The organism is Zobellella sp. An-6, from assembly GCF_052487945.1.
In genome coordinates this window covers 1490011-1510326 of record NZ_CP199259.1, presented here as the reverse complement: position 1 = coordinate 1510326, position 20316 = coordinate 1490011, and the positions used below count along the sequence as shown (strand labels likewise).

15 protein-coding genes and 1 tRNA gene are annotated in these 20316 nt (G+C 64.0%); 5 read left to right on the top strand and 11 right to left on the bottom strand.

Annotated features, from left to right (window positions below; all coding sequences use genetic code 11):
• Positions 1-15 precede the first annotated feature (15 nt).
• From ACT7DK_RS07055 to ACT7DK_RS07035, 5 genes are all read right to left on the bottom strand, one after another.
• The gene (locus tag ACT7DK_RS07055) at positions 16-1518 is read right to left on the bottom strand and encodes a CoA-acylating methylmalonate-semialdehyde dehydrogenase (RefSeq protein ID WP_445397669.1); all 1503 of its coding nucleotides are present in this window, start codon (positions 1516-1518) and stop codon (positions 16-18) included.
• A 14-nt stretch (positions 1519-1532) separates the two neighbouring features.
• Positions 1533-2423, bottom strand: coding sequence for a myo-inosose-2 dehydratase (gene iolE / locus ACT7DK_RS07050; RefSeq protein WP_445397667.1), 891 nt, complete (start codon positions 2421-2423; stop codon positions 1533-1535).
• A gap of 204 nt (positions 2424-2627) precedes the next feature.
• Entirely contained in the window at positions 2628-4481 is a 1854-nt protein-coding gene (gene iolD, locus ACT7DK_RS07045; protein WP_445397665.1) for a 3D-(3,5/4)-trihydroxycyclohexane-1,2-dione acylhydrolase (decyclizing), read from the bottom strand.
• 2 nt (positions 4482-4483) lie between these two features.
• Positions 4484-6397, bottom strand: a complete 1914-nt coding sequence (locus tag ACT7DK_RS07040) for a bifunctional 5-dehydro-2-deoxygluconokinase/5-dehydro-2-deoxyphosphogluconate aldolase (protein ID WP_445397663.1) — start codon at positions 6395-6397, stop codon at positions 4484-4486.
• A gap of 36 nt (positions 6398-6433) precedes the next feature.
• Positions 6434-7570, bottom strand: coding sequence for a Gfo/Idh/MocA family protein (locus ACT7DK_RS07035; protein ID WP_445397661.1), 1137 nt, complete (start codon positions 7568-7570; stop codon positions 6434-6436).
• A gap of 734 nt (positions 7571-8304) precedes the next feature.
• On the opposite strand from ACT7DK_RS07035, the gene ACT7DK_RS07030 reads away from it, so the two are divergent.
• On the top strand, positions 8305-9168 hold the full coding sequence (locus ACT7DK_RS07030) for a MurR/RpiR family transcriptional regulator (RefSeq protein WP_445397659.1): 864 nt from the start codon (positions 8305-8307) through the stop codon (positions 9166-9168).
• A gap of 34 nt (positions 9169-9202) precedes the next feature.
• Here the strand turns inward: ACT7DK_RS07030 and phoU are convergent, their stop codons facing one another.
• Genes phoU through ACT7DK_RS07010 form a run of 4 tightly spaced genes read right to left on the bottom strand, consistent with a single transcriptional unit; the run spans position 9203 to position 14656 of the window.
• On the bottom strand, positions 9203-9910 hold the full coding sequence (gene phoU / locus ACT7DK_RS07025) for a phosphate signaling complex protein PhoU (protein ID WP_445397657.1): 708 nt from the start codon (positions 9908-9910) through the stop codon (positions 9203-9205).
• 12 nt (positions 9911-9922) lie between these two features.
• Complete coding sequence (pstB, locus tag ACT7DK_RS07020; RefSeq protein ID WP_445397655.1) at positions 9923-10741, bottom strand: phosphate ABC transporter ATP-binding protein PstB; 819 nt, start codon at positions 10739-10741, stop codon at positions 9923-9925.
• 30 nt (positions 10742-10771) lie between these two features.
• Positions 10772-12421, bottom strand: coding sequence for a phosphate ABC transporter permease PstA (pstA, locus tag ACT7DK_RS07015; RefSeq protein ID WP_445397653.1), 1650 nt, complete (start codon positions 12419-12421; stop codon positions 10772-10774).
• A gap of 15 nt (positions 12422-12436) precedes the next feature.
• Positions 12437-14656 carry an ABC transporter permease subunit gene (locus ACT7DK_RS07010; RefSeq protein ID WP_445397651.1) on the bottom strand — a complete coding sequence of 740 codons (2220 nt, stop codon included), beginning with the start codon at positions 14654-14656 and terminating at the stop codon, positions 12437-12439.
• Positions 14657-14808: 152 nt separating this feature from the next.
• On the opposite strand from ACT7DK_RS07010, the gene ACT7DK_RS07005 reads away from it, so the two are divergent.
• The 3 genes from ACT7DK_RS07005 (at position 14809) to ppx (ending at position 18934) form a co-directional block, all read left to right on the top strand.
• A complete protein-coding gene (locus ACT7DK_RS07005; protein WP_445397649.1) occupies positions 14809-15309 on the top strand; it encodes a glycine cleavage system protein R in 501 nt (166 codons plus the stop codon).
• A 76-nt stretch (positions 15310-15385) separates the two neighbouring features.
• Complete coding sequence (gene ppk1 / locus ACT7DK_RS07000; RefSeq protein ID WP_445397647.1) at positions 15386-17440, top strand: polyphosphate kinase 1; 2055 nt, start codon at positions 15386-15388, stop codon at positions 17438-17440.
• A gap of 6 nt (positions 17441-17446) precedes the next feature.
• Entirely contained in the window at positions 17447-18934 is a 1488-nt protein-coding gene (ppx, locus tag ACT7DK_RS06995) for an exopolyphosphatase (protein ID WP_445397645.1), read from the top strand.
• Position 18935: 1 nt separating this feature from the next.
• On the opposite strand, the gene tadA is transcribed toward ppx, so the two are convergent.
• Entirely contained in the window at positions 18936-19427 is a 492-nt protein-coding gene (tadA, locus tag ACT7DK_RS06990) for a tRNA adenosine(34) deaminase TadA (RefSeq protein WP_445397643.1), read from the bottom strand.
• A gap of 192 nt (positions 19428-19619) precedes the next feature.
• Here tadA and ACT7DK_RS06985 point away from each other — a divergent pair.
• Positions 19620-19696 (top strand) — tRNA-Pro (locus ACT7DK_RS06985).
• Between the two features lie 80 nt (positions 19697-19776).
• Here the strand turns inward: ACT7DK_RS06985 and ACT7DK_RS06980 are convergent.
• On the bottom strand, positions 19777-20238 hold the full coding sequence (locus tag ACT7DK_RS06980; RefSeq protein WP_445397641.1) for a GNAT family N-acetyltransferase: 462 nt from the start codon (positions 20236-20238) through the stop codon (positions 19777-19779).
• Between the last annotated feature and the right edge of the window lie 78 nt (positions 20239-20316).

The window sequence follows — 20316 nt, the reverse complement described above, 5'->3', positions numbered from 1 at the left end:
TTGGCGGTGTGGCGCTTACTTCATGGTCGGCATGGAGAACTCGGCGCCCTGCTGGGGCTCGGAGGGCCAGCGGCTGGTCACCGTCTTCATCCGTGTGTAGAAACGCACGCCATCGGGGCCGTGCACGTTGAGCGGACCGAAGATGGAACGCTTCCAGCCGCCGAAGGAGTGGAACGCCATCGGCACCGGGATCGGCACGTTGACGCCCACCATGCCCGCCAGCACGTCCTGGCTGAACTGGCGGCCGGCGTGGCCGTCCCGGGTGAAGATGGCGGTGCCGTTGCCGTATTCGTGGCTGTTCACCAGCTCCAGGGCCGAGGCGTAATCGGGTACCCGCACCACCGCCAGCACCGGGCCGAAGATTTCTTCCTTGTAGATGGTCATCTCCGGAGTCACCCGATCGAACAGGGTGCCACCGACGAAGTAGCCGGCTTCATGGCCCGCCACCTTGAGGCCGCGGCCGTCCACTACCAGCTCGGCACCTTCGGCTTCACCCTGGTTGATGTAACCCACCACCTTGTCGCGATGCACCGCCGACACCAGCGGGCCCATGTCGTTTTCCTGGCCCTCGACAATGCCGGGGCCGACGCGCAGGGCTTCCACCTGGGGCTTGAGTTTGGCGATCAGGCGATCGGCCACCTCGTCGCCCACCGCCACCGCCACGGATATCGCCATGCAGCGCTCGCCGGCGGCGCCGAAGGCCGCGCCCATCAGGGCATTGGCGGCCAGATCCAGATCGGCGTCGGGCATGATCACCGCGTGATTCTTGGCGCCGCCCAGGGCCTGGCAGCGCTTGCCATGGCTACTTGCGGTGCTGTAGATGTATTCGGCGATGGGGGTGGAGCCGACGAAGCTCACCGCCTGGATGCGGTGGTCGGTCAGCAGCACGTCCACCGCGTCCTTGTCGCCGTGCACCACGTTGAACACGCCGTCGGGCAGGCCCGCTTCCTTCAGCAGCTGGGCCAGGCGCACGCTGGCGGAAGGATCCTTCTCGGAGGGCTTCATCACGAAGGTGTTACCGCAGGCGATGGACACCGGGAACATCCACATGGGCACCATGGCCGGGAAGTTGAACGGGGAGATACCGGCACAGACCCCGAGCGGCTGCATCAGCGAGTGGCTGTCGACCCCGGTGCCCACGTTGAGCGAGTGCTCGCCCTTGAGCAGGTGGGGAATGCCGCAGGCGAACTCCACCACTTCCAGGCCACGGGTCAGCTCGCCCACGGCGTCGGAATAGACCTTGCCGTGCTCGTTGGAGATCAGGCGCGCCAGCTCGTCCATGTTCTCCTCAAGCAATGTCTTGAACCTGAACAGGATGCGGGCGCGGCGCAGCGGGCTGGTGCCGGCCCAGCGCGGGAAGGCCTTCTGGGCGGCGGCAATGGCGGAACGCACCTCATCGGCCGAGCTCAGCACCACTTCCCGGCTCTGCTCGCCGGTAGCCGGATTGTAAACGGGCGCGGCACGACCGCTGTGGCTTTCGGTGATCTGGCCGTCAATAAAGTTCAGTACTTGTTCCATGTTGGTTTCCTCCGTTACAGCAAGCCGGCGTTGCGGGCGAACGCATGTAAGTTGTTATGGCCCAGGGTGGCGTAGGTCAGGGGGTGGGCGACGGACGGATCCTGCTCGGCCTCCACCACCAGCCAGCCCTGGTAGCCGTTGTCTTTCAGCACCTCGAACACCGCCGGATAGTCGACGCAACCGTCACCGGGCACGGTGAAGGCGCCGTCCAGCACGGCATTGAGGAAGCTGGAGTTGCGGTTGCGCGCCTCCTTCAGGACGTTGGCGCGGATGTCCTTGCAGTGCACATGGTTGATGCGCCTGGCCCAACGTTGGGCCACTTCCACCGGATCGCCACCGGCGTAGGTCATATGGCCGGTGTCGAGCAGCAGTCCCACCTCGGGGCCGGTGTGCTGCATCAGGGCGTCCACCTCGGCCTCGGTTTCGATCACGGTGCCCATATGGTGGTGGTAGGCCACCTGTACCCCCTGGGACAGGGTGTAGCGGGCAAACTCGGTGAGCCTGGCGCCGTATTCTTCCCAGCGCTCGGCGGGGAAGTGCGGGCGCTCGCTCACCGGCTTGCCCTGGTCGCCGTGGATGCAGCCGGTGACTTCGCAGAACACCATTACCTTGCAGCCCATGGCCTTGAGCAGCCGGAGGTGGTCCTGCACCGCCTCGATTTCCTCTGCCACCGAGCGCTCCAGCAGGTAGCCGGAATACCAGCCGGAGACCAGCTCCAGCTCGTGGCGCTGCAGGATGGGCTTGAGCAGCTCGGGATCCCGGGGAAATTTATGGCCCAGCTCGAAGCCGGCGAAGCCGGCCTGCTTGCCTTCGGTCAGGCAGGTGGCGAGCGGGGTGTCGCCGCCCAGGCTCGGCAGATCGTCGTTGGTCCAGGTCAGGGGGTTGATGCCCAGTTTTACGCTCATGGTGTTCTCCAAAATGTTGCACTCCAGGCAGACGATTCGGCTGCCGGGCGGCAGGATTGATTGGCCACTAAGCCGACCCTCCGCGCCAGGGACGGCGCGGCGGAGCCCCCAGGGATGGGTTTACGGCGTGTCGGCGTGGGGCCGGTCAATCCCGCTTTCCAATCAAGTGGCAGACGCCTGTTTCAGGCCCTGCCGGAATATGGCTTACAAATTCTGCAGCTGGCGGGCCTTATGGGCCTCGTAGCGGGCACGGGCTTCCTGCACCTGGCTGCGGGGCGACACTTCCGGCACCGCCACGTCCCACCAGGAGCCGCCCTCTTCGGTCACCACCAGGGCATCGGTGTCCAGGGTCACCACATAGGTGATGTCCGAGGCCTTGGCCCGCGCCAGCGCCGCTTCCAGCTCCTTGATGTTGCCCACCTTCTCGCCCCTGGCACCCAGGGCGATGGCGTGGGCGGCAAAGTCGGTCTTGGGCGCGCCGCCTGCCACCGTCAGGCAGTCGTCCAGCATGTTGTTGAAGCCGGGGCCGCCGCAGAACTGCTGCAGCCGGTGGATGCAGCCGTAGCCGCGGTTGTCGAGCACCACCACTATCATCTTCCGGCCCAGCATCACCGAGGTGGCGATCTCCGAGTTCAGCATCAGGTAGGAGCCGTCCCCCACCATCACGAACACCTCGGAGTCGGGCCTGGCCATCTTCACCCCCAGGCCACCGGCGATCTCGTAGCCCATGCAGGAGTAGCCGTACTCCATGTGGTAGCCCTTGTGGTAACGGGTGCGCCACAGTTTCTGCAGCTCGCCGGGCAGGCCGCCGGCGGCGCACACCACGATGTCCTGCTCCCCGGCGGCACGGTTGACCGCGCCCACCACTTCCGCGTCGGTGGGAAGCTCGGTGCCGCGATCCGTGGTGGCCACGTCCTGGGCATGCAGCCAGCGGGCGCGCAGCTCGGCGGCCTTTTCCACCCAACTGCCCTCGGGCCGCCAGCCCTCGAGCCCGGCAATCAGCCTGGGCAGGGTCAGTTTGGCATCGCCCACCAGGGGCTGCGCCTTGTGCTTGTAGGCATCGAAGGAGCCGACGTTGATGGCGATGATGCGCGCCTCCGGGTGGTACATGGCGCGGGAGCCGGTGGCAAAGTCGCCCAGCCGGGTACCCACCGCCAGGATCAGGTCGCAGTCGGCGGACAGGGCATTGGTCGAGGCCGCGCCGGTGACGCCGATGGAGCCCATGTTCTGGGCGTGATCCCAGGGCAGTGCGCCCTTGCCGGCCTGGGTCTCGCCCACCGGCAGATGGTATTGGCTCACCAGTTGCTCCAACTCCTGGAGCGCGCCCGAGTAGTGCACCCCGCCCCCGGCGATCACCAGCGGCTTTTTGGCGGCCTTGATGAGTTCGATCGCCTCAGCCAGCTCCACCTCGTCCGGGGCCTGGCGGCGCAGCCGGTGCACCTTTTCCTCGAACAGGTGCGCCGGGTAGTCGTAGGCCATGGTCTGCACGTCCTGGGGCAGCGCCAGGGTCACCGGGCCACACTCCACCGGATCGGTCAGCACCCGCATCGCCTGGGGCAGCGAGGTCAGCAGCTGCTCGGGGCGGGTGATGCGGTCGAAGAAGCGGCTCACCGGCTTGAAGCAGTCGTTGGAGGTGATGGTGTGGTCGCTGAACACCTCCACCTGCTGCAGCACCGGATCCGGCTGGCGGGTGGCGAAGGTGTCCCCCGGCAGGAACAGCACCGGCAGGCGGTTGACGTGGGCCACGGCGGCGGCGGTCACCATGTTGGTGGAGCCCGGGCCGGCGGAGGCGGTACAGGCCATCATCCGCCGGCGGTTGTGGGTCTTGGCAAAGGCGATGGCGGCGTGGGCCATGCCCTGCTCGTTGTGGGCCCGGTAGGTGGGCAGTACATCGCGCGCCTGGTACAGCGCCTCGCCCACCCCGGCCACGTTGCCATGACCGAAGATGGCGAAGACCCCCTCGAACAGGGGCAGGATGGCCCCGTCGATCTCCACTTTCTGCGCCGTCATAAACTTCACCAGGGCCTGGGCCATGGTCAGACGAAGGGTGTGGGACATCTTCATTCTCCTTGATGACGCTGACGCCAGAGGGCGATCAGATGATGGTAATTGCGTTTGATGGCTTCAATCAGACCCTGATCGTCGAGCCGGCCGGCCAGCCAGTCGCGGCTGGGCGCGCCGAAGATGGTGCGGCCGATGGCGAAGCCCTTGACCAGCGCCTTGCCGGCGGCGGCGTTGAAGCCGGCCTGCAGCTCGGCCTCCGGCGCGTCCAGGCCCAGGATCACTACCCCATGGCAGTGCGGGTCGCGCTCGGTGACCACGGCGGTGACCTCGTCCCAGCCGGTGCTGGACAGCGGCGGCAGCTTCCACCAGTCGGGCTTGACCCCCAGGTTGTAGAAGCGCTTGATGGCGCGCACGTAGAGCTCGTCGGTCTTGGGCATGTCCGCCGGCAGTATCACTTCCAGCAGCAGCTCGTGGCCGCTCTTGCAGCAGGCCTGGTACACCTCGGTGATCAGCCGCTCCTGCTCCAGGCGCAGCTCCACCTGGTCTTCCGGATGGTAGAACACCAGGCACTTGACGATGTGCTCCAGCGGCCAGTCGATCAGCTGGCTGCCGATGTTGCCGTGCTCCAGGCGCAGCGGGCGCGAGCTCGGCAGCTCCAGGGGGCGGCCTATCCACCAGCCCTGGCCGGTGATCTCGTTCAGCACCGGCTGGCCGAAGGTGGTGTCCGCCAGTATGCCGGCACGGCCCTTGAGCCCGGCCTCCTCCGCCACCTGGCGGCCGGCCTTCAGGATCAGTTTTTTCAGCCGGGGGATCTCGCCGATATCCGCCCCCGCCTCGATGGCCATGTCCACGAACTGGCGACGGTGATCGAAGGCCAGGATGCACAGATCGTCCCACTCCCGATCCCGGGTGGTCACCCGGTGCAGGTGGTTGAGGCGCTCGTCCAGATCCGGGCGCGGCACCGACTCGGCGCGGGACAGGTAGTCGTCCAGCTCTTCCTTGCTCGGCATGGCCGGGGCGCAACCGTGGCGGGACACCACCAGGGCGCCGCAGGCGTTGGCGTAACGGCAGGCCTGCTCCCAGCCCTCGCCGTTGAGGTAGCCGCGCAGCAGGCCGGACATGAAAGCGTCCCCCGCCCCCAGCACGTTGAGCACCTCCACCCTGACCCCGTACACGGTCAGCCCCTGGTCCAGGGTGGCGGGAATGGCGCCCTCGAACACCGAGCAGCCGAGCGGGCCGCGCTTGCACACCAGGGCGGCGCCGCTCACCGCGCGCACCGCCCGCAGGGCGGCGACGGTGTCGGTGCTGCCGCCGGCGATATGGAACTCCTCCTCGGTGCCGACGATGACGTCGAACAGAGCCAGCGTCTGCTGCAGCTGCTCGGTGACGGCGGCGGACGGGATAAAGCGGGTCTCGCCGTCCCCCCGGCCGGTCAGGCCCCAGAGCACCGGGCGGTAGTCGATGTCCAGCGCGGTTTTCACCCCGTGCCGGCGGGCGATCTCCAGCGCCTTGATCACGGCGGCCCGGGTGTCCGGATGCGACAGGTGGGTACCTGTGATGGCCAGGCACCTGGCCGAGGCGATGAACTCCTCGTCGATGTCTTCCGCCCGGATGCCCATGTCGGCACAGTTTTCCCGGAAGAAGATCAGCGGAAAGGTATCCTCGTCCTTGATACCGAGTACCACCAGGCCGGTGAGCCTGTCCTTGTCGGTCTTGAGGTGGCTCACATCCACCCCCAGCCGGGCCAGCTCCTCGCGCAGGAAACGGCCCATGTGGTCGTCGCCCACCCGGGACAGCATGGCGGACTTCAGGCCCTGGCGGGCGGTGCCGTAGGCCAGGTTACCGCTGGAGCCTCCCAGGTATTTGGCGAAGCTGCCCATGTCTTCCAGGCGAGCGCCGATCTGCTGGCCGTACAGGTCGACGGCCACCCGCCCAAGGCAAATCACATCCAGGTGCTTTCGTGCTGACATTCTTCTCTCCTCCGGGACGGATCCCTCTAGTCCTTTTTACTGAATTTCTTCCACATGGATCCACTGGCGGCGTTCGGCCGAAAGGGCGATGGCGTCCAGTACCCGGGAGACCATCCAGCCTTCCTCGAAGTCGGGCCACAGGGGGCTGCCGGCGGCGATGCCGTCCACCAGATCGCGGATTTCCACGGTTTTCTGATCGTTGAAGCCGAAGCCATGGCCGGCGCTGATGCAGAAGGCGGCATAGTCCGGGTGCTCCGGACCCACCAGCAGGGTCTTGAAGCCCTGCCGGCCCTGGTCGTCGTCGTGCCGGTAGAGCTTGAGTTCGGCCATCCGTTCCTGGGTATAGCTGATGCTGCCCCTGGTGCCGGTGATCACGTAGCCGAGGCCCATCTTGCGGCCGCAGGCGATGCGCGAGGTCTCGATCTGGCCCATGACGCCGGATTCGAAACGCAGCAGGGCGTGGGCCTGGTCCTCGTTTTCCACCGGCAGCAGCCGGGACGGCTCGCGCGGGTCCGGGCGCTCGCCGATGACGGTCTGCATGTCGCCGCTCACGCTGGCTACCCGGGAGCCCACCAGGTAGTGGGCCATGTTGATGATATGGGCGCCGAGATCCCCCAGGGCCCCCAGGCCGGCGCTGTCCTTGCGGCAGTGCCAGTCCAGCGGGGTGGCCGGGTTGGCCATGTAATCCTCATTATGGGTGCCATAGAAGTGCACCACCTCGCCGATCTCCCCCCGCTCGATGATCTGGCGCGCCAGCCGGGTGGCGGGGTTTTTCATGTAGTTGAAGCCCACCAGGGTCTTGACCCCGGCCCGGCGGGCCGCGTCCACCATTTCGGCGGCGTCGCGGGTGGACAGCGCCAGCGGCTTTTCGGAATAGACGTGCTTGCCGTGGGCGATGGCGGCCAGGGCCATTTCCTTGTGCAGGAAGTTGGGGGCGCAGATGTCGACCACGTCGATGACCGGGTCGGCCACCAGCTCGCGCCAGTCACCGGTAGAACGGTTGAAGCCCAGGCTCTCGGCCTGGCGGGCCGCCAGCTCAGGGGTCACCTCGGCCAGCATCTCCCGTACCAGTTGTCCCTTGAGCGGGAACACCACCGGCGCCTGGGCGTAGGCGATGGCGTGGCAGCGCCCGATATAACCGGTCCCGATCAGTCCCACCCGTACTTGCTTCATGCTTTCACCTCGATCTCTCGCGCCAGGCCGGACCCTCTCAGGCCGGCCGTCACATTTCATTTGCTTATTTATACGAAACAATTATTTCATTATCAACCAACCATGAAATATTTGTATGTAAATGTGATGCAGCACGCACTTCTTAGCACCGGTTTATGATCTGCAGTACTCGGCCAAAGCGCACTGCTCCGCCGGCATGCCGTGGGACCTGATACCCGCCATGTCGGCCTGCTGCGAACATTCACTGGATGTTCGGTCAGGCCGAAAGGTTCGCCCCTGGGGGCTCCGCCGCGCCCTCCCTGGCGCAGAGGGGCGGCGAAACCGCACCCTTTGTCTTCCCGCTGAGCACAAGTGTCGCCTGTTGATACGATTATCAGTCCCTAACAGAGCGTGGAAGAAGCAACAGAGATTGCCTGTGCCGACCGGCACAGGGGGAATGCTCGTTCCATCATAAAAATGGAAGAAAACGGCTGGTCGCGTCCAACGAGGTTAGCCCCTGTCACAAGGTTCCATACGGAACTGCAAGCAAGAAAAAGAGACTGATTTCCCGCTACTTTTATGATGGAACCTGGTGACCGGGTACGCGAAGGGATGGGAGGCTGCCGGGAATCTTTTTGCTCACTGAATCGATTAATCACGAGGTGGAATGTTTATTTCGGCGCAATATTTCATTTACACTGGGTACAGGATCGTCGGCAGCGGGCCGGACGAACAGCAAGCTTTAGAGAGCCATGATGTCAGCACCCAACACCTATTCCGAGTTACAGGATCTGATCCGCAGCCGTTACGGCGAGCTCAGCAAGCGGCTGCAGCAGGTTGCCGCCTATGTGCTCGACAACACCAACAGCGTCGCCTTCGACACCGTGGCCATCATTGCCGAACGGGCCGACGTGCCCCCCTCCACCCTGATCCGTTTCGCCAACGCCTTCGGCTACAGTGGCTTCAACGACATGAAGCAGGTGTTCCGCCGCCACCTGGTGGAGGAAACCGCCAACTACACCGACCGGGTGCGGCTGTTCCGGGAGCTGGAGGACCAGGCCGCCCCCGAGCGGCCCGAGGAAATCCTCAACGAGTTCGCCCGGGCCAACGCCCAAGCCCTGCAGCAGCTGGCGGCGCAGACCTCGGCGGAGGATCTGAACCGCGCGGTACAGGCCCTGGCCGAGGCGGAGAACATCTACGTCATCGGCCTGCGCCGCTCCTTCAGCGTGGCCACCTACCTCACCTATGCCCTGCGCCACCTCAACCGCCGCGCCTTCCTGATCGACGGCCTGGGCGGCATGTTCAAGGAGCAACTGGAGCTGGTCGGTCCCAAGGACGTGGTGGTGGCCATCAGCTTCTCCCCCTACGCCCAGGAAACCCTGGTACTGACCGAAACCGCCGCCAGCGTGGGTGCCAAGCAGATCGCCATTACCGACAGCCAGGTCAGCCCCCTGGCTTCCTTCAGCGATATTTGCTTCGTGATCAAGGAAGCCCAGGTGGACGCCTTCCGCTCCCAGTCCGCCAGCCTTTGCCTGGTGCAGAGCCTGGCGGTGTCCCTCGCCTTCCACGACGACAACGATCAGGGCGGTAAAAAAAAACGCGCTAACGCGCGTTTCTGAGTAAGAAAAGGCCGCATGCGCGGCCTTGTTGACGTTATCTGTCCAGCATATTGTGGATATCTTCGTCGCTGATATGGCGCACGTCCTTGCCCTTGACGAAGTAGATGATGTATTCGCAGATGTGCTGCACCCTGTCCCCCACCCGCTCGAGCGAGCGGGCGCACCAGAGCACGTTGAGCACGTGGGGGATGGTGCGCGGATCTTCCATCATGAAGGTCATCAGCTCGCGGATGATGGACTCGTATTCCCGGTCCACCTTGTCGTCTTCCTTGTGCACTTCGATGGCCGCCTCCACGTCCATGCGGGCAAAGGCATCCAGCGCCTCGTGCAGCATCTTGACGGTGCGCCGGCCCATGTTCTCCATCGACACCAGCGGCGGCTGCTTCTTGTTGGCGTTGTCCAGCAGCATCATGCCGATGCGCTTGGCCACGTCGCCGATGCGCTCCAGATCGGTGATGGTCTTGATGATCGCCAGTACCAGGCGCAGGTCCGAGGCCGCCGGCTGGCGCTTGGCGATGATGCGGGTGCACTCTTCGTCAATCTGAACTTCCAGCGCGTTGACCTTGTGGTCGTTGGCCACGATTTGCCGGGCCATGTCCATGTCCTGCTCGTGGATGGCGGTGATGGCATCGGCCAGTTGCTGCTCCACCAGGCCGCCCATCACCAGCACCTGGTTCAGTACCCCTTCCAGCTCCACGTTGAACTGGCCGGAGATGTGCTTCTTGAGATTGATCTTGTCCATGGTTCGGGGTCCTTAACCGTAGCGTCCGGTAATGTAGTCTTCGGTCTTCTTCTTGCTGGGCGTGGTGAACAGGGTATTGGTATCGGTGTATTCGATCAATTCCCCCATGTACATGAAGGCGGTATGATCCGACACCCGCGCCGCCTGCTGCATGTTGTGGGTCACGATCACCACGGTGTACTGGTTCTTGAGGGTGTTGATCAGCTCCTCGATCACCAGGGTAGAGATAGGGTCGAGGGCGGACGTCGGCTCGTCCAGCAGCAACACTTCCGGCTCGATGGCGATGGCCCGGGCGATCACCAGCCGCTGCTGCTGGCCGCCGGACAGGCCGAAGGCGTTGTCGTGCAGCCGGTCCTTGACCTCGTCCCACAGGGCGGCGCCGCGCAGGGAACGCTCCACCGCCTCGTCCAGCCGGCGACGGTCGTTGATGCCCTGCAGGCGCAGGCCGTACACCACGTTCTCGTAGATCGACTTGGGAAAGGGGTTGGGGCGCTGGAACACCATGCCCACCCGCCGGCGCAGGGCGGCCACGTCCACCCCCTTGCCGTAGATGTTCTGGTGGTGCAGCAGGATTTCCCCTTCGATGCGGCAGCTGTCCACCAGATCGTTCATCCGGTTGATGCAGCGCAGCAGGGTGGACTTGCCGCAGCCGGAGGGGCCGATGAAGGCGGTGACCTGGCCCTTGGCGATCTTCATGTCGACATTGAACAGCGCCTGTTTCTCGCCGTAAAACAGGCTCAGATCCCGCACTTCCAGCGCGATCTGCTCTTCGCTCAGGTGGTTCAGGTCAAGCACGGCGTCCTGCGTCATGGTCGGAGTTACGTTAATCATCTTGTTACCTCAAAGCTATGGCTGTCTTGATCACTGGTCAAGCGAGCGGAATTTTTCACGCAGGTGGTTACGGATACCGATGGCGGTCAGGTTGAGCCCCACGATCACGGTCACCAGCAGGAAGGAGGTCGCATACACCAGGGGCCGCGCCGCCTCCACGTTCGGGCTCTGGAAGCCCACGTCATAAATATGGAAGCCCAGGTGCATGAACTTGCGCTCCACGTGCAGGTAGGGGAAGTTGCCGTCCACCGGCAGGCTGGGCGCCAGTTTCACCACCCCCACCAGCATCAGCGGCGCCACTTCACCGGCGGCCCGGGCGATGGCCAGGATCAGGCCGGTCATGATCGCCGGGCTGGCCATGGGGATGACGATGCGCCACAAGGTCTCCGCCTTGGTGGCGCCGAGCGCCAGCGAGCCCTGGCGCACCGCGCTGGGAATGCGCGCCAGGCCTTCCTCGGTGGAGACGATCACCACCGGCAGGGTCAGTATTGCCAGGGTCAGGGCCGACCACAGCACCCCGGGCGAGCCGAAGGTGGGCGTGGGCAGCGACTCCGGGTAGAACAGCCGGTCGATGGAGCCCCCCAGCATGTACACGAAAAAGCCCAGGCCGAACACCCCGTACACGATGGAGGGTACCCCCGCCAGATTGATCACCGCGATGCGGATGATCTTGGTCAGGCTGTTCTTGCCCGCGTATTCGTGCAGGTAGATGGCCGCCACCACGCCCAGCGGCGTGACGATGATGGCCATCAGTATCACCATGAACACGGTGCCGAAAATCGCCGGGAAGACGCCGCCCTCGGTGTTGGCCTCCCGCGGCTCGCCGCTGATGAACTTGCCGACCTGCTTGAACCAGTGAGCGGTCTTGGCGGCCAGCCCCATGTCGTTGGGCCAGGCCACGTCCAGGATCTCGCCGAGCGACAGGGTCACTTCCTGGCCGCGCATGTCGCGGATCACCACATTGTCGCGGCGGGCCTCGTCACGCATGGCGAACAGCTCCCGCTCCAGCACCTGGTAGTCGGCGCGCAGCTGCTGCTCCCGGGCCCGGATGTCGGCGATGGCCTCCTCGGTGGCCTTGCCTTCCAGCTCCAGCTTGCGTTGTTGCAGGCGCAGCTTTTCCAGCTGGAAGTTGATCTTGCCGATGTCGCCCCGCTGCAGGCTCTTCATCCGGTCATTGAGCTCGAGCACCCGCTCGATGCGGCTTCGCAGCTGCTCGCGCACGTCGCCGCCCAGGGCCCGGTCGCCTTCCAGCACCCGCTCCACGTAGCCGTAGAAGTTGCCGTGGTTGGAACGTTCGATCACCGCCAGCGTGGCCGGGGTTTCCCGGGACAGGATGTCGGTTTCCAGCAGCCAGCGGAAATCGAGCGGCACGAACTCCCGGTTGCCGGTTTTCACCAGGTAGCGGGTCAGGGTGTCCGACGTCACCCCTTCAAGAGTAAGGCCTGCACCGCGCAGCTGGGCCACGGGCACGGTCTCCCGGTCGTGGATCTCGCCGATCACGGTGTAGCGCTCGCCCTCGGGCGAGCTCAGTTGCCATTCGTAGATGGTATGGGGCCAGAAATAGGTGAGGCCGCGCCAGCCGATCAGCAGCAGCAGGCCGAGTACCGCCACCAGGCTGAGGCTGACGGCGCCGCCGGTCAACCAGATCCAGGGCGCCCCCGATTTGAACCATTTAGTCATGAGTCGTCTCGCCCCTTACATTGAGCTGTATTTGTCACGCAGTCGCTGGCGAACGAACTCCGCGACCGTGTTGAACAGGAAGGTGAATACAAAGAGCACGAAGGCCGCCAGGAACAGTACCCGGTAGTGGGAGCTGTTCACCTCGGCTTCCGGCATTTCCACCGCGATGTTGGCGGCCAGGGTGCGCATGCCGTTGAAGATGCTGAAATCCATCACCGGGGTGTTGCCGGTGGCCATCAGCACTATCATGGTCTCGCCCACGGCCCGGCCCAGGCCCATCATCACCGCCGAGAAAATACCGGGGCTGGCGGTCAGCATCACCACCCGGGTCAGGGTCTGCCAGGGGGTGGCGCCCAGGGCCAGGGAGCCGTTGGTCAGGTGCTTGGGCACCGAGAACACGGCGTCTTCGGCGATGGAGAAGATGGTCGGGATCACCGCGAAGCCCATGGCGATGCCCACCACCAGGGAGTTGCGCTGGTCGAAGCCGATGCCCAACTCGTTGGTGAGGAAGCCGCGGGCGTTGCCGCCGAAGAACAGGCTCTCCACCGCCGGGCTGAAGGCGAAGGAGGCCCAGCCCACCAGCACCACCAGCGGTAGCAGCAGCACGCTCTGCCAGCCCTCCGGCACCGCGTTCTTGATGTGCTTGGGCAGGTGGTGCCAGACGAAGGCCATCAGCAGGATCGACAGCGGCAGCAACACCAGCAGGATGACGATGCCCGGCAGGTGGGTCTCGACCAGCGGCGCCAGCCAGAGCCCGGCCAGGAAGCCGAGGATGACGGTGGGCAGCGCCTCCATGATCTCCACCGTCGGCTTGACGATTTTACGCAGCCCCGGCGACATGAAATAGGCGGTATAGACGGCGCCGGCGATGGCGATGGGCACCGCGAACAGCAGCGCGTAGAAGGCCGCCTTGATGGTACCGAAGGAGATGGGCACCAGGCTCAGCTTGGCCTCGAAGTCGCTGCTGCCGGAGGTGGATTGCCACACGTACTGGGGTTCGGGATAGCCTTCGTACCAGACCTTGGTCCACATGGCACGCCAGGTCACCTCCGGGTGCTCGTTTTCCACATGGAAGCTGGACAGCCGGTCACCCTCCAGCACCAACAGCAGGTTGTTGCGCGGCGACATGGCCAGGGCGGACACGGACTCGCCGGCCAGCCTGCCGGAGAACAGTCGTGAGCCGCCGGTGGTGTGGAAAATGTCCAGGCTGCCGTTGTCGGCGATGGTGGCGAAGCCCTTGCGGTTCAGTTCCGGTGCTATCCGGCTGATGCGGCCTTCGGCCTGGAACTCGCGGATGAAGGTGAACTCACGCTTGCCGTCCCTGGTCACCTCGAACCACTGGGACACCTTGCCATTGTCGTTGGCGACCAGCAGCGAGTTGCCGCCGGACAGCAGGGTCATGGTGGTGATGTTGCCGCCCACGGCGTTCATGTCGAGTACATTGCGCAGCCGCACCTTGCCGATGTTGCGCACATCATAGATAGAGACGGCATTGCCGCTGCGCACAAACAGGAAACGCAGGTTGGGGGTCAGCAGCAGCTGGTCTACCTGCTCGGGCAGGCCGGGGATGGCCACCCGCTCGGGCGCCAGCTCGATCTCGCCGGTGAGGAAGTTTTCCTTGCCGGCGAAGCGGGTCAGGATGCCGCTGCCATCGGCGGTGATCGCCGCCGCCAGCAGGTCATCGCCGCTCCGGGCGAACGCCAGCCGGCTCAGGCCGCGGCCCTGCTCATCCAGCACCAGGGGCTCCTCGCCGAAGGGATAGACGACTTCGGGGATGATGGTCCGGATATTGTCCGGATAACTGACGTTGAACTTGGGCGCCACCACCCGGAAACGGCCGTCGTCCTGACCATAGGCCACCATGTTGCCGGACTGGCTGCGGGCCACGCTGGTGATCTCGCCGGGAACGCGGATATTCTGCAGGTGCTTGCCCTGCAGCGGCAGGGAGTAGAAATTGACCTCGCCGTCGTCGTTGAAGCGATACACCAGCTCGTTCTGCTCTTCCACGCCCAGCAGCACCGTCTCGCCGCCGCCCGCCAGGGTCAGCTGCTGGCCGGGCTCGACGCGGGCGCCGTCGAAAATCGGCTTCACCACGTACAACAGGTAAAAGAAGATCAACAAGAGGGCAACCAGCACCAGTATCCCGCCGGTGGTTACCCCTATCTGTGCCAGTCGGTCCTTGAGCCAGCGTCCCTTGCTGCCCGACAGCGCTATGGTTTGGGTTTCGGTTGACATCAGTCACCTCGGTAGATTTCCAGTTGCACCCATTGTATGGCGGACAGATGACAGTTTTGTTACACCCGGGACCCCACCGACGGATGCCTGTAAAAATTATCGGAAAGGTGTATCTTGAACAGGCGGTATCCCATTTTTCAAGGAGAGAACGGATGAAGACCCTGGTCGCTACCCTGATAGGCCCCGACAAGACCGGCCTGGTCAAACAACTGGCCGCCCTCATCAAGCAACACCACGGCAGCTGGCAAGGCAGCGCCATGAGCGAACTGGCCGGCTACTTTGCCGGCATCGTCGAAATCCGGGTACCGGAAGAGCACAGCGAAGCCCTGTGCCAGGCACTGACCCGGCTGCCCGACTTCCAGGTACAGCTGGTAGAAGGCAAGGCGGTCCCCCCCCAGGGCCAGCACCTGACCCTGACCGTGACCGCCAACGACCGCCTCGGCATCATCGACGAGGTCACCGATGTGCTGAACCAGCTCAATATCAGCGTCAAAACCCTGAAGACCGACAGCCACCCGGCCCCGGTCACCGGCATCATGCTGTTCGAGGCGAAAAGCACCCTGATCCTGCCCCACGGCCAGACCCTGGGCGATCTGCAGGCCCGGCTGGAAGCCCTGAGCGACGACCTGGTGGTGGACATAGAACCCACTTGAGTCGTCACAAAACTGTCATAAAACTCTGTCATAAAAAGTGCCTGAAACCGACACATCCCGTTTGACAGGAACAATAATGAGCACGGATAAGTGGTACCAGGAAAAAGAGCTGAGCTGGCTGTCGTTTAACGAGCGGGTGTTGCAGGAGGCCATGGACAAGAGCGTCCCGCTGATCGAGCGGGTACGCTTCCTGGGGATTTTTTCCAACAACCAGGACGAATTCTTCCGGGTCCGGGTGTCCGACGTCAAGCGCCAGGTGATGATAGACGCGGATCAGGGCAAGACCAACGGCGCCGCTTCCCTGCTCAGGAATATCCAGCAAAAGGTGGTCGGACTCGCCAACACCTTCGACGAGGTCTATAAGGAGCTGATCGTCACCCTGGCCCGGCAGAACATCTTCCTGCTCAACGAGAACCAGCTCTCCCCGGAGCAGGAAACCTGGGTCAAGCGCTACTTCGAAAACGAGGTGCGGGCCTACCTGTCCCCCATCATATTGCGCGCCGAAATCGATCCGGTGCGCTTTCTCAAGGACGAATACACCTACCTGTGCGTGGGCATGATCAAGGGCGAGGAACGCCACTACGCCCTGGTGGAGATCCCTACCGACGTGCTGCCCCGTTTCGTGGTACTGCCCCCGGGCAAGAGCCGGCGCAAGAAGAGCATCCTCATCATGGACAACGTGATCCGGCTGTGTCTGAACGATCTCTTTGCCGGCTTCTTCGAATACGACGACATCCACGCCTACTCCTTCAAGATGACCCGGGACGCGGAATACGATCTGTCCGACCAGCTCGACCAGAGCCTGCTCGAGAAGATGAGCGACGGCCTCAAGCAGCGGCTCACCGCCCTGCCGGTGCGCTTCGTGCACGACCGGGAAATGCCGCCGGAGATGGTGCAGACCCTGGTACGCAAGCTCAGGATCCAGGGCCATGACGCGGTGATGTCCGGTGGACGTTACCACAACTTCAAGGATTTCATCGGCTTTCCCAACGTCGGCCGCAAGCACCTGGTGAACAAGCCACAGCCTGCGCTCAAGTGCCGGGAGTTTCAGGACAGTCCCTCCTCCTTCGACGCCATCCGCCGGCGCGACATACTGCTGTATTTCCCCTACCACAGCTTCAGCCACGTCACCGAATTCGTGCGCCAGGCCTCCTTCGACCCGGCGGTACTCAGCATCAAGATGAACGTCTACCGGGTGGCCTCCCTGTCGCGCATCATGTATTCGCTGATGGACGCGGCCAACAACGGCAAGAAGGTGACGGTGGTGATCGAGCTGCGCGCCCGTTTCGACGAGGCGGCCAACATCGAGTGGGCCAAGATCCTGACCGAGGCCGGCATTACGGTGGAATTCGGGGTGCCCAGCCTCAAGGTGCATTCCAAGCTGTGCCTGGTCACCCGTCGCGAGGGGGAGCGGCTGGTGCAGTATGCCCACGTGGGCACCGGCAACTTTAACGAAAAAACCGCCAATATCTACACCGATTTCTCGCTGCTCACCGCCAATCCGGAGATCACGAACGAGGTGGCGGCGGTGTTCGACTTTATCCGCCAGCCCTATCGCCGGGCCAAGTTCAACCACCTGCTGGTATCGCCCATCAACTCCCGGCGCGGGATTTACAGCCTGATCGACACCGAGATCGCCAACGCCCGCCAGGGGTTGCCCGCCCGCATCACCCTGAAACTCAACAACCTGGTGGACAAGGGCCTGATCAACCGGCTCTACGGCGCCAGCCAGGCCGGGGTGAAAATCGATCTTATCGTGCGCGGCATGTGTTCACTGGTGCCCGGGATACCGGAGGTAAGCGACAATATCCGTGCCATCAGCATAGTGGATCGCTACCTGGAGCATCCACGGGTGATGGTGTTCCACAACAACGGCCAGCCGAAGGTCTATATTTCCTCCGCCGACTGGATGACCCGCAACCTCGACTTTCGGGTGGAAGTGGCCACGCCCATCCTGGACCCGGCGCTGCGCCGGCGGATCATCGATATCCTCGAGATCCAGCTCAACGACACCACCAAGGCCAGAATTTTGGACTTCGAGCAAACGAATCATTATGTCGAGCGCGGCAACCGGCGTAAAATCCGCTCCCAGACCGTTATTTATGACTATCTCAAGGATTTGGAGGGATAACCGCGCATGACCGATCAGTACGTCGCCACCATCGATCTCGGCTCAAACAGCTTCCATATGGTGATCGCCCGCTACCACGGCGATAGCCTGCGCATCGTGGACCGTCTGAAAGAACGGGTTCGATTGGCCGACGGCCTGGACGATGCAAACCTGCTCAACCAGGAGGCCATGGAACGCGGCCTGGCCTGCCTCAGGCTGTTCGGGGAGCGGTTGCGTGGCTTTCACGCCACCCAGGTGCGGGTGGCGGGTACCTTCACCCTGCGCGAAGCCAGCAATGCCAAGGAGTTCGTGCGTCAGGCCCAGCAGGTGCTGGGCTTTCCCATCGACATCGTCAGCGGCAACGAAGAAGCGCGCCTGATCTACCAGGGCGTGGCCCACACCCAGAATACCCAGGGCCAGGTGCTGGTGATCGACATCGGCGGCGGCAGCACCGAACTTATCATCGGCCGGGACTTCGACTGCAAGCAGGTGTCCAGCCGCAGCATGGGGTGCGTGAGCTTCACCCGCAAGTACTTCGCCGACGGCCGCCTGACCGAGGAGAGCTTCGAGCAGGCCATCGAAGCGGCCGAGTACCAGCTGGCGCCGGTCATGGGTCGCTACCTGAGCCTGGGCTGGGACCAGGTACTGGGCAGCTCCGGCACCATCAAGACGCTGCTCGAAATGTGCTCGAGCATCACCCAAAGGCCGGTGATCGATCTGCCCGGCCTGATCCATATCAAGAGCCAGCTGATCAAGGCCGGCCATATCGACAAGGCGGACATCGCCGGCCTGAGCGAGGATCGCAAACCGCTGATCGCCGCCGGCCTGTCCATACTGCTCGGCCTCTTCCGCAGCCTCAACCTGGAAACGATGGGCTTTTCCGACGGTGCCCTGCGCGAAGGCCTGCTCTATGCCTTTTTCGGCCGGGCCACCCATCACGACACCCAGGTCAACACCGTCCAGGCCCTGAGCCGGGAATACGCCATCGACACCCGCCAGGCCGAGCGGGTCAGGCAGACCGCACTCGCGCTGTTCGCCCAGGTCCGCGATGCCTGGGGCCTCGACAACGGCTTCGTCGACCTGCTGGGGGGCGCCGCCCTGCTGCACGAGGTGGGGTTGCACATCAACTTTACCGGCATCCACCGCCATTCCGCCTATATCCTCAGCAACGCCGACCTGCCCGGCTTTACCCAGGAAGAGCAGAAAGCCCTGTCCGCCCTGGTGCGCTTTCACCGCAAGGCACTCAAGCTGTCCGAACTGGAGCCGCTCAACTACCTGCCGGAGCAGCAGCTGTGGCGCCTGGTGCGGCTGCTGCGGCTGGCGGTGGCCCTCAACCGCCGTCGCCAGGATGGTGTGTTGCCCACCCTCGAGCTCGGCCTCGGGGCCAATGATGAGTTGCGCCTGAGCCTGCCCGCCGACTGGTGCGACAGAAACCACCTGCTGCTCACCACCCTCGAGCGGGAGCAGGCCTATCAGGCCAAGGTGGACTGGAAGCTGGAACTGCTGAGGGTATAAGCTATCGCTCGGCCGCCTGTTTCCTGGCGGCCTTTTTCTCCGCCCGGCGGCGCTGGAAGAAACGGCTGAGCTGGGTGGAACAGGCCTCGGCCAGCACCCCTGGCTGCCACAGCACCTGATGGTTGAGGCCGGGGGTGGCCAGCAGTTGCAGTACCGAATCCACCGCCCCGGTCTTGGCATCAAAGGCACCGTACACCAGCCGCCGGATGCGGCTGTGCACCATGGCGCCGGCGCACATCATGCACGGCTCCAGGGTCACGTAGAGGGTGCAATCCAGCAGCCGGTAGTTGCCGATGGCCCGGCCGGCCTGGCGCAGCGCCATGATCTCCGCATGGGCGGTGGCGTCGTGGCTGCCGATGGAACGGTTCCAGCCCACCCCGACACATTCGTCATTTAGCACCACCAGGGCCCCGACGGGTACCTCGCCTTCCTCCTCCGCCCGCGCCGCCAGCGCCATGGCCTGGGTCATCCAGTATTCGTCTCGTTCGTTCATCACCGCCTCCCTAGGCCGCGTATTATGGCAAAAGCCGGCCCGGCTGCAAGCCGGGGCTGCGCCCGCCGGGCAGGCCCGGCGAGGAAAACGATGAAAAAAACGCAACAATGCCCAAGAAAGCGCCAAACGCGCCTAAATCATAAAAAAGGGGCTTGCAGCAGGACCGGGGCCTCTATATAGTTAGCCCCACTTCGGCGTGTAGCGCAGCCTGGTAGCGCACTGTCATGGGGTGTCAGGGGTCGGAGGTTCAAATCCTCTCACGCCGACCAAAATACCCTCAAAAAACCCACCTGACGGTGGGTTTTTTGTTGCCTGCGAGCCGGCCGGCAACGCAAACCTCTTCCTCTCTTCAGGCCCGGTATTCCATCAGTATCACCGACACCGGCTGGCCCCGGCGTTCAAGCTGGCGCTGCTCCAGGGCAACGAAGCCCATGGCCTCGAAGAACGGCCGGGCGGTAATGCTGGCCTCGCAGTAGAGCCGGGACAGGCCGCGGGAGGCGGCTTCCGCCTTGAGCCGCTGCATCAGCGCCCGGCCTATGCCCTCGCCCTGGTGGGCATGATGCACATAGAAGAGATCGATGCGGCCGTCATCGCTCAGCTCGGCAAAGCCCAGCAGGGACTTGCCGTCCATCGCCACCAGGGGCCGGGTACGGATAAAGCGGCTGACCCAGCGCGGCTCGTCATATTCATCAGGAGCCCACACCGCCAGCTCGCTCTTGCTGTAGTCGGCCTGGTTGATGCGATGCACGGTATCGTGGAACAAACGCCAGATACTGCCGGTTTCACCGCTGCGGATCTTCCTGATTTCCATAATGACTCCTGCCCATGCACTGCCCTATATCTAGCCACAGTTGCCCGCAATAAAAAAGCGGCTTTGTCGCCGCTTTGT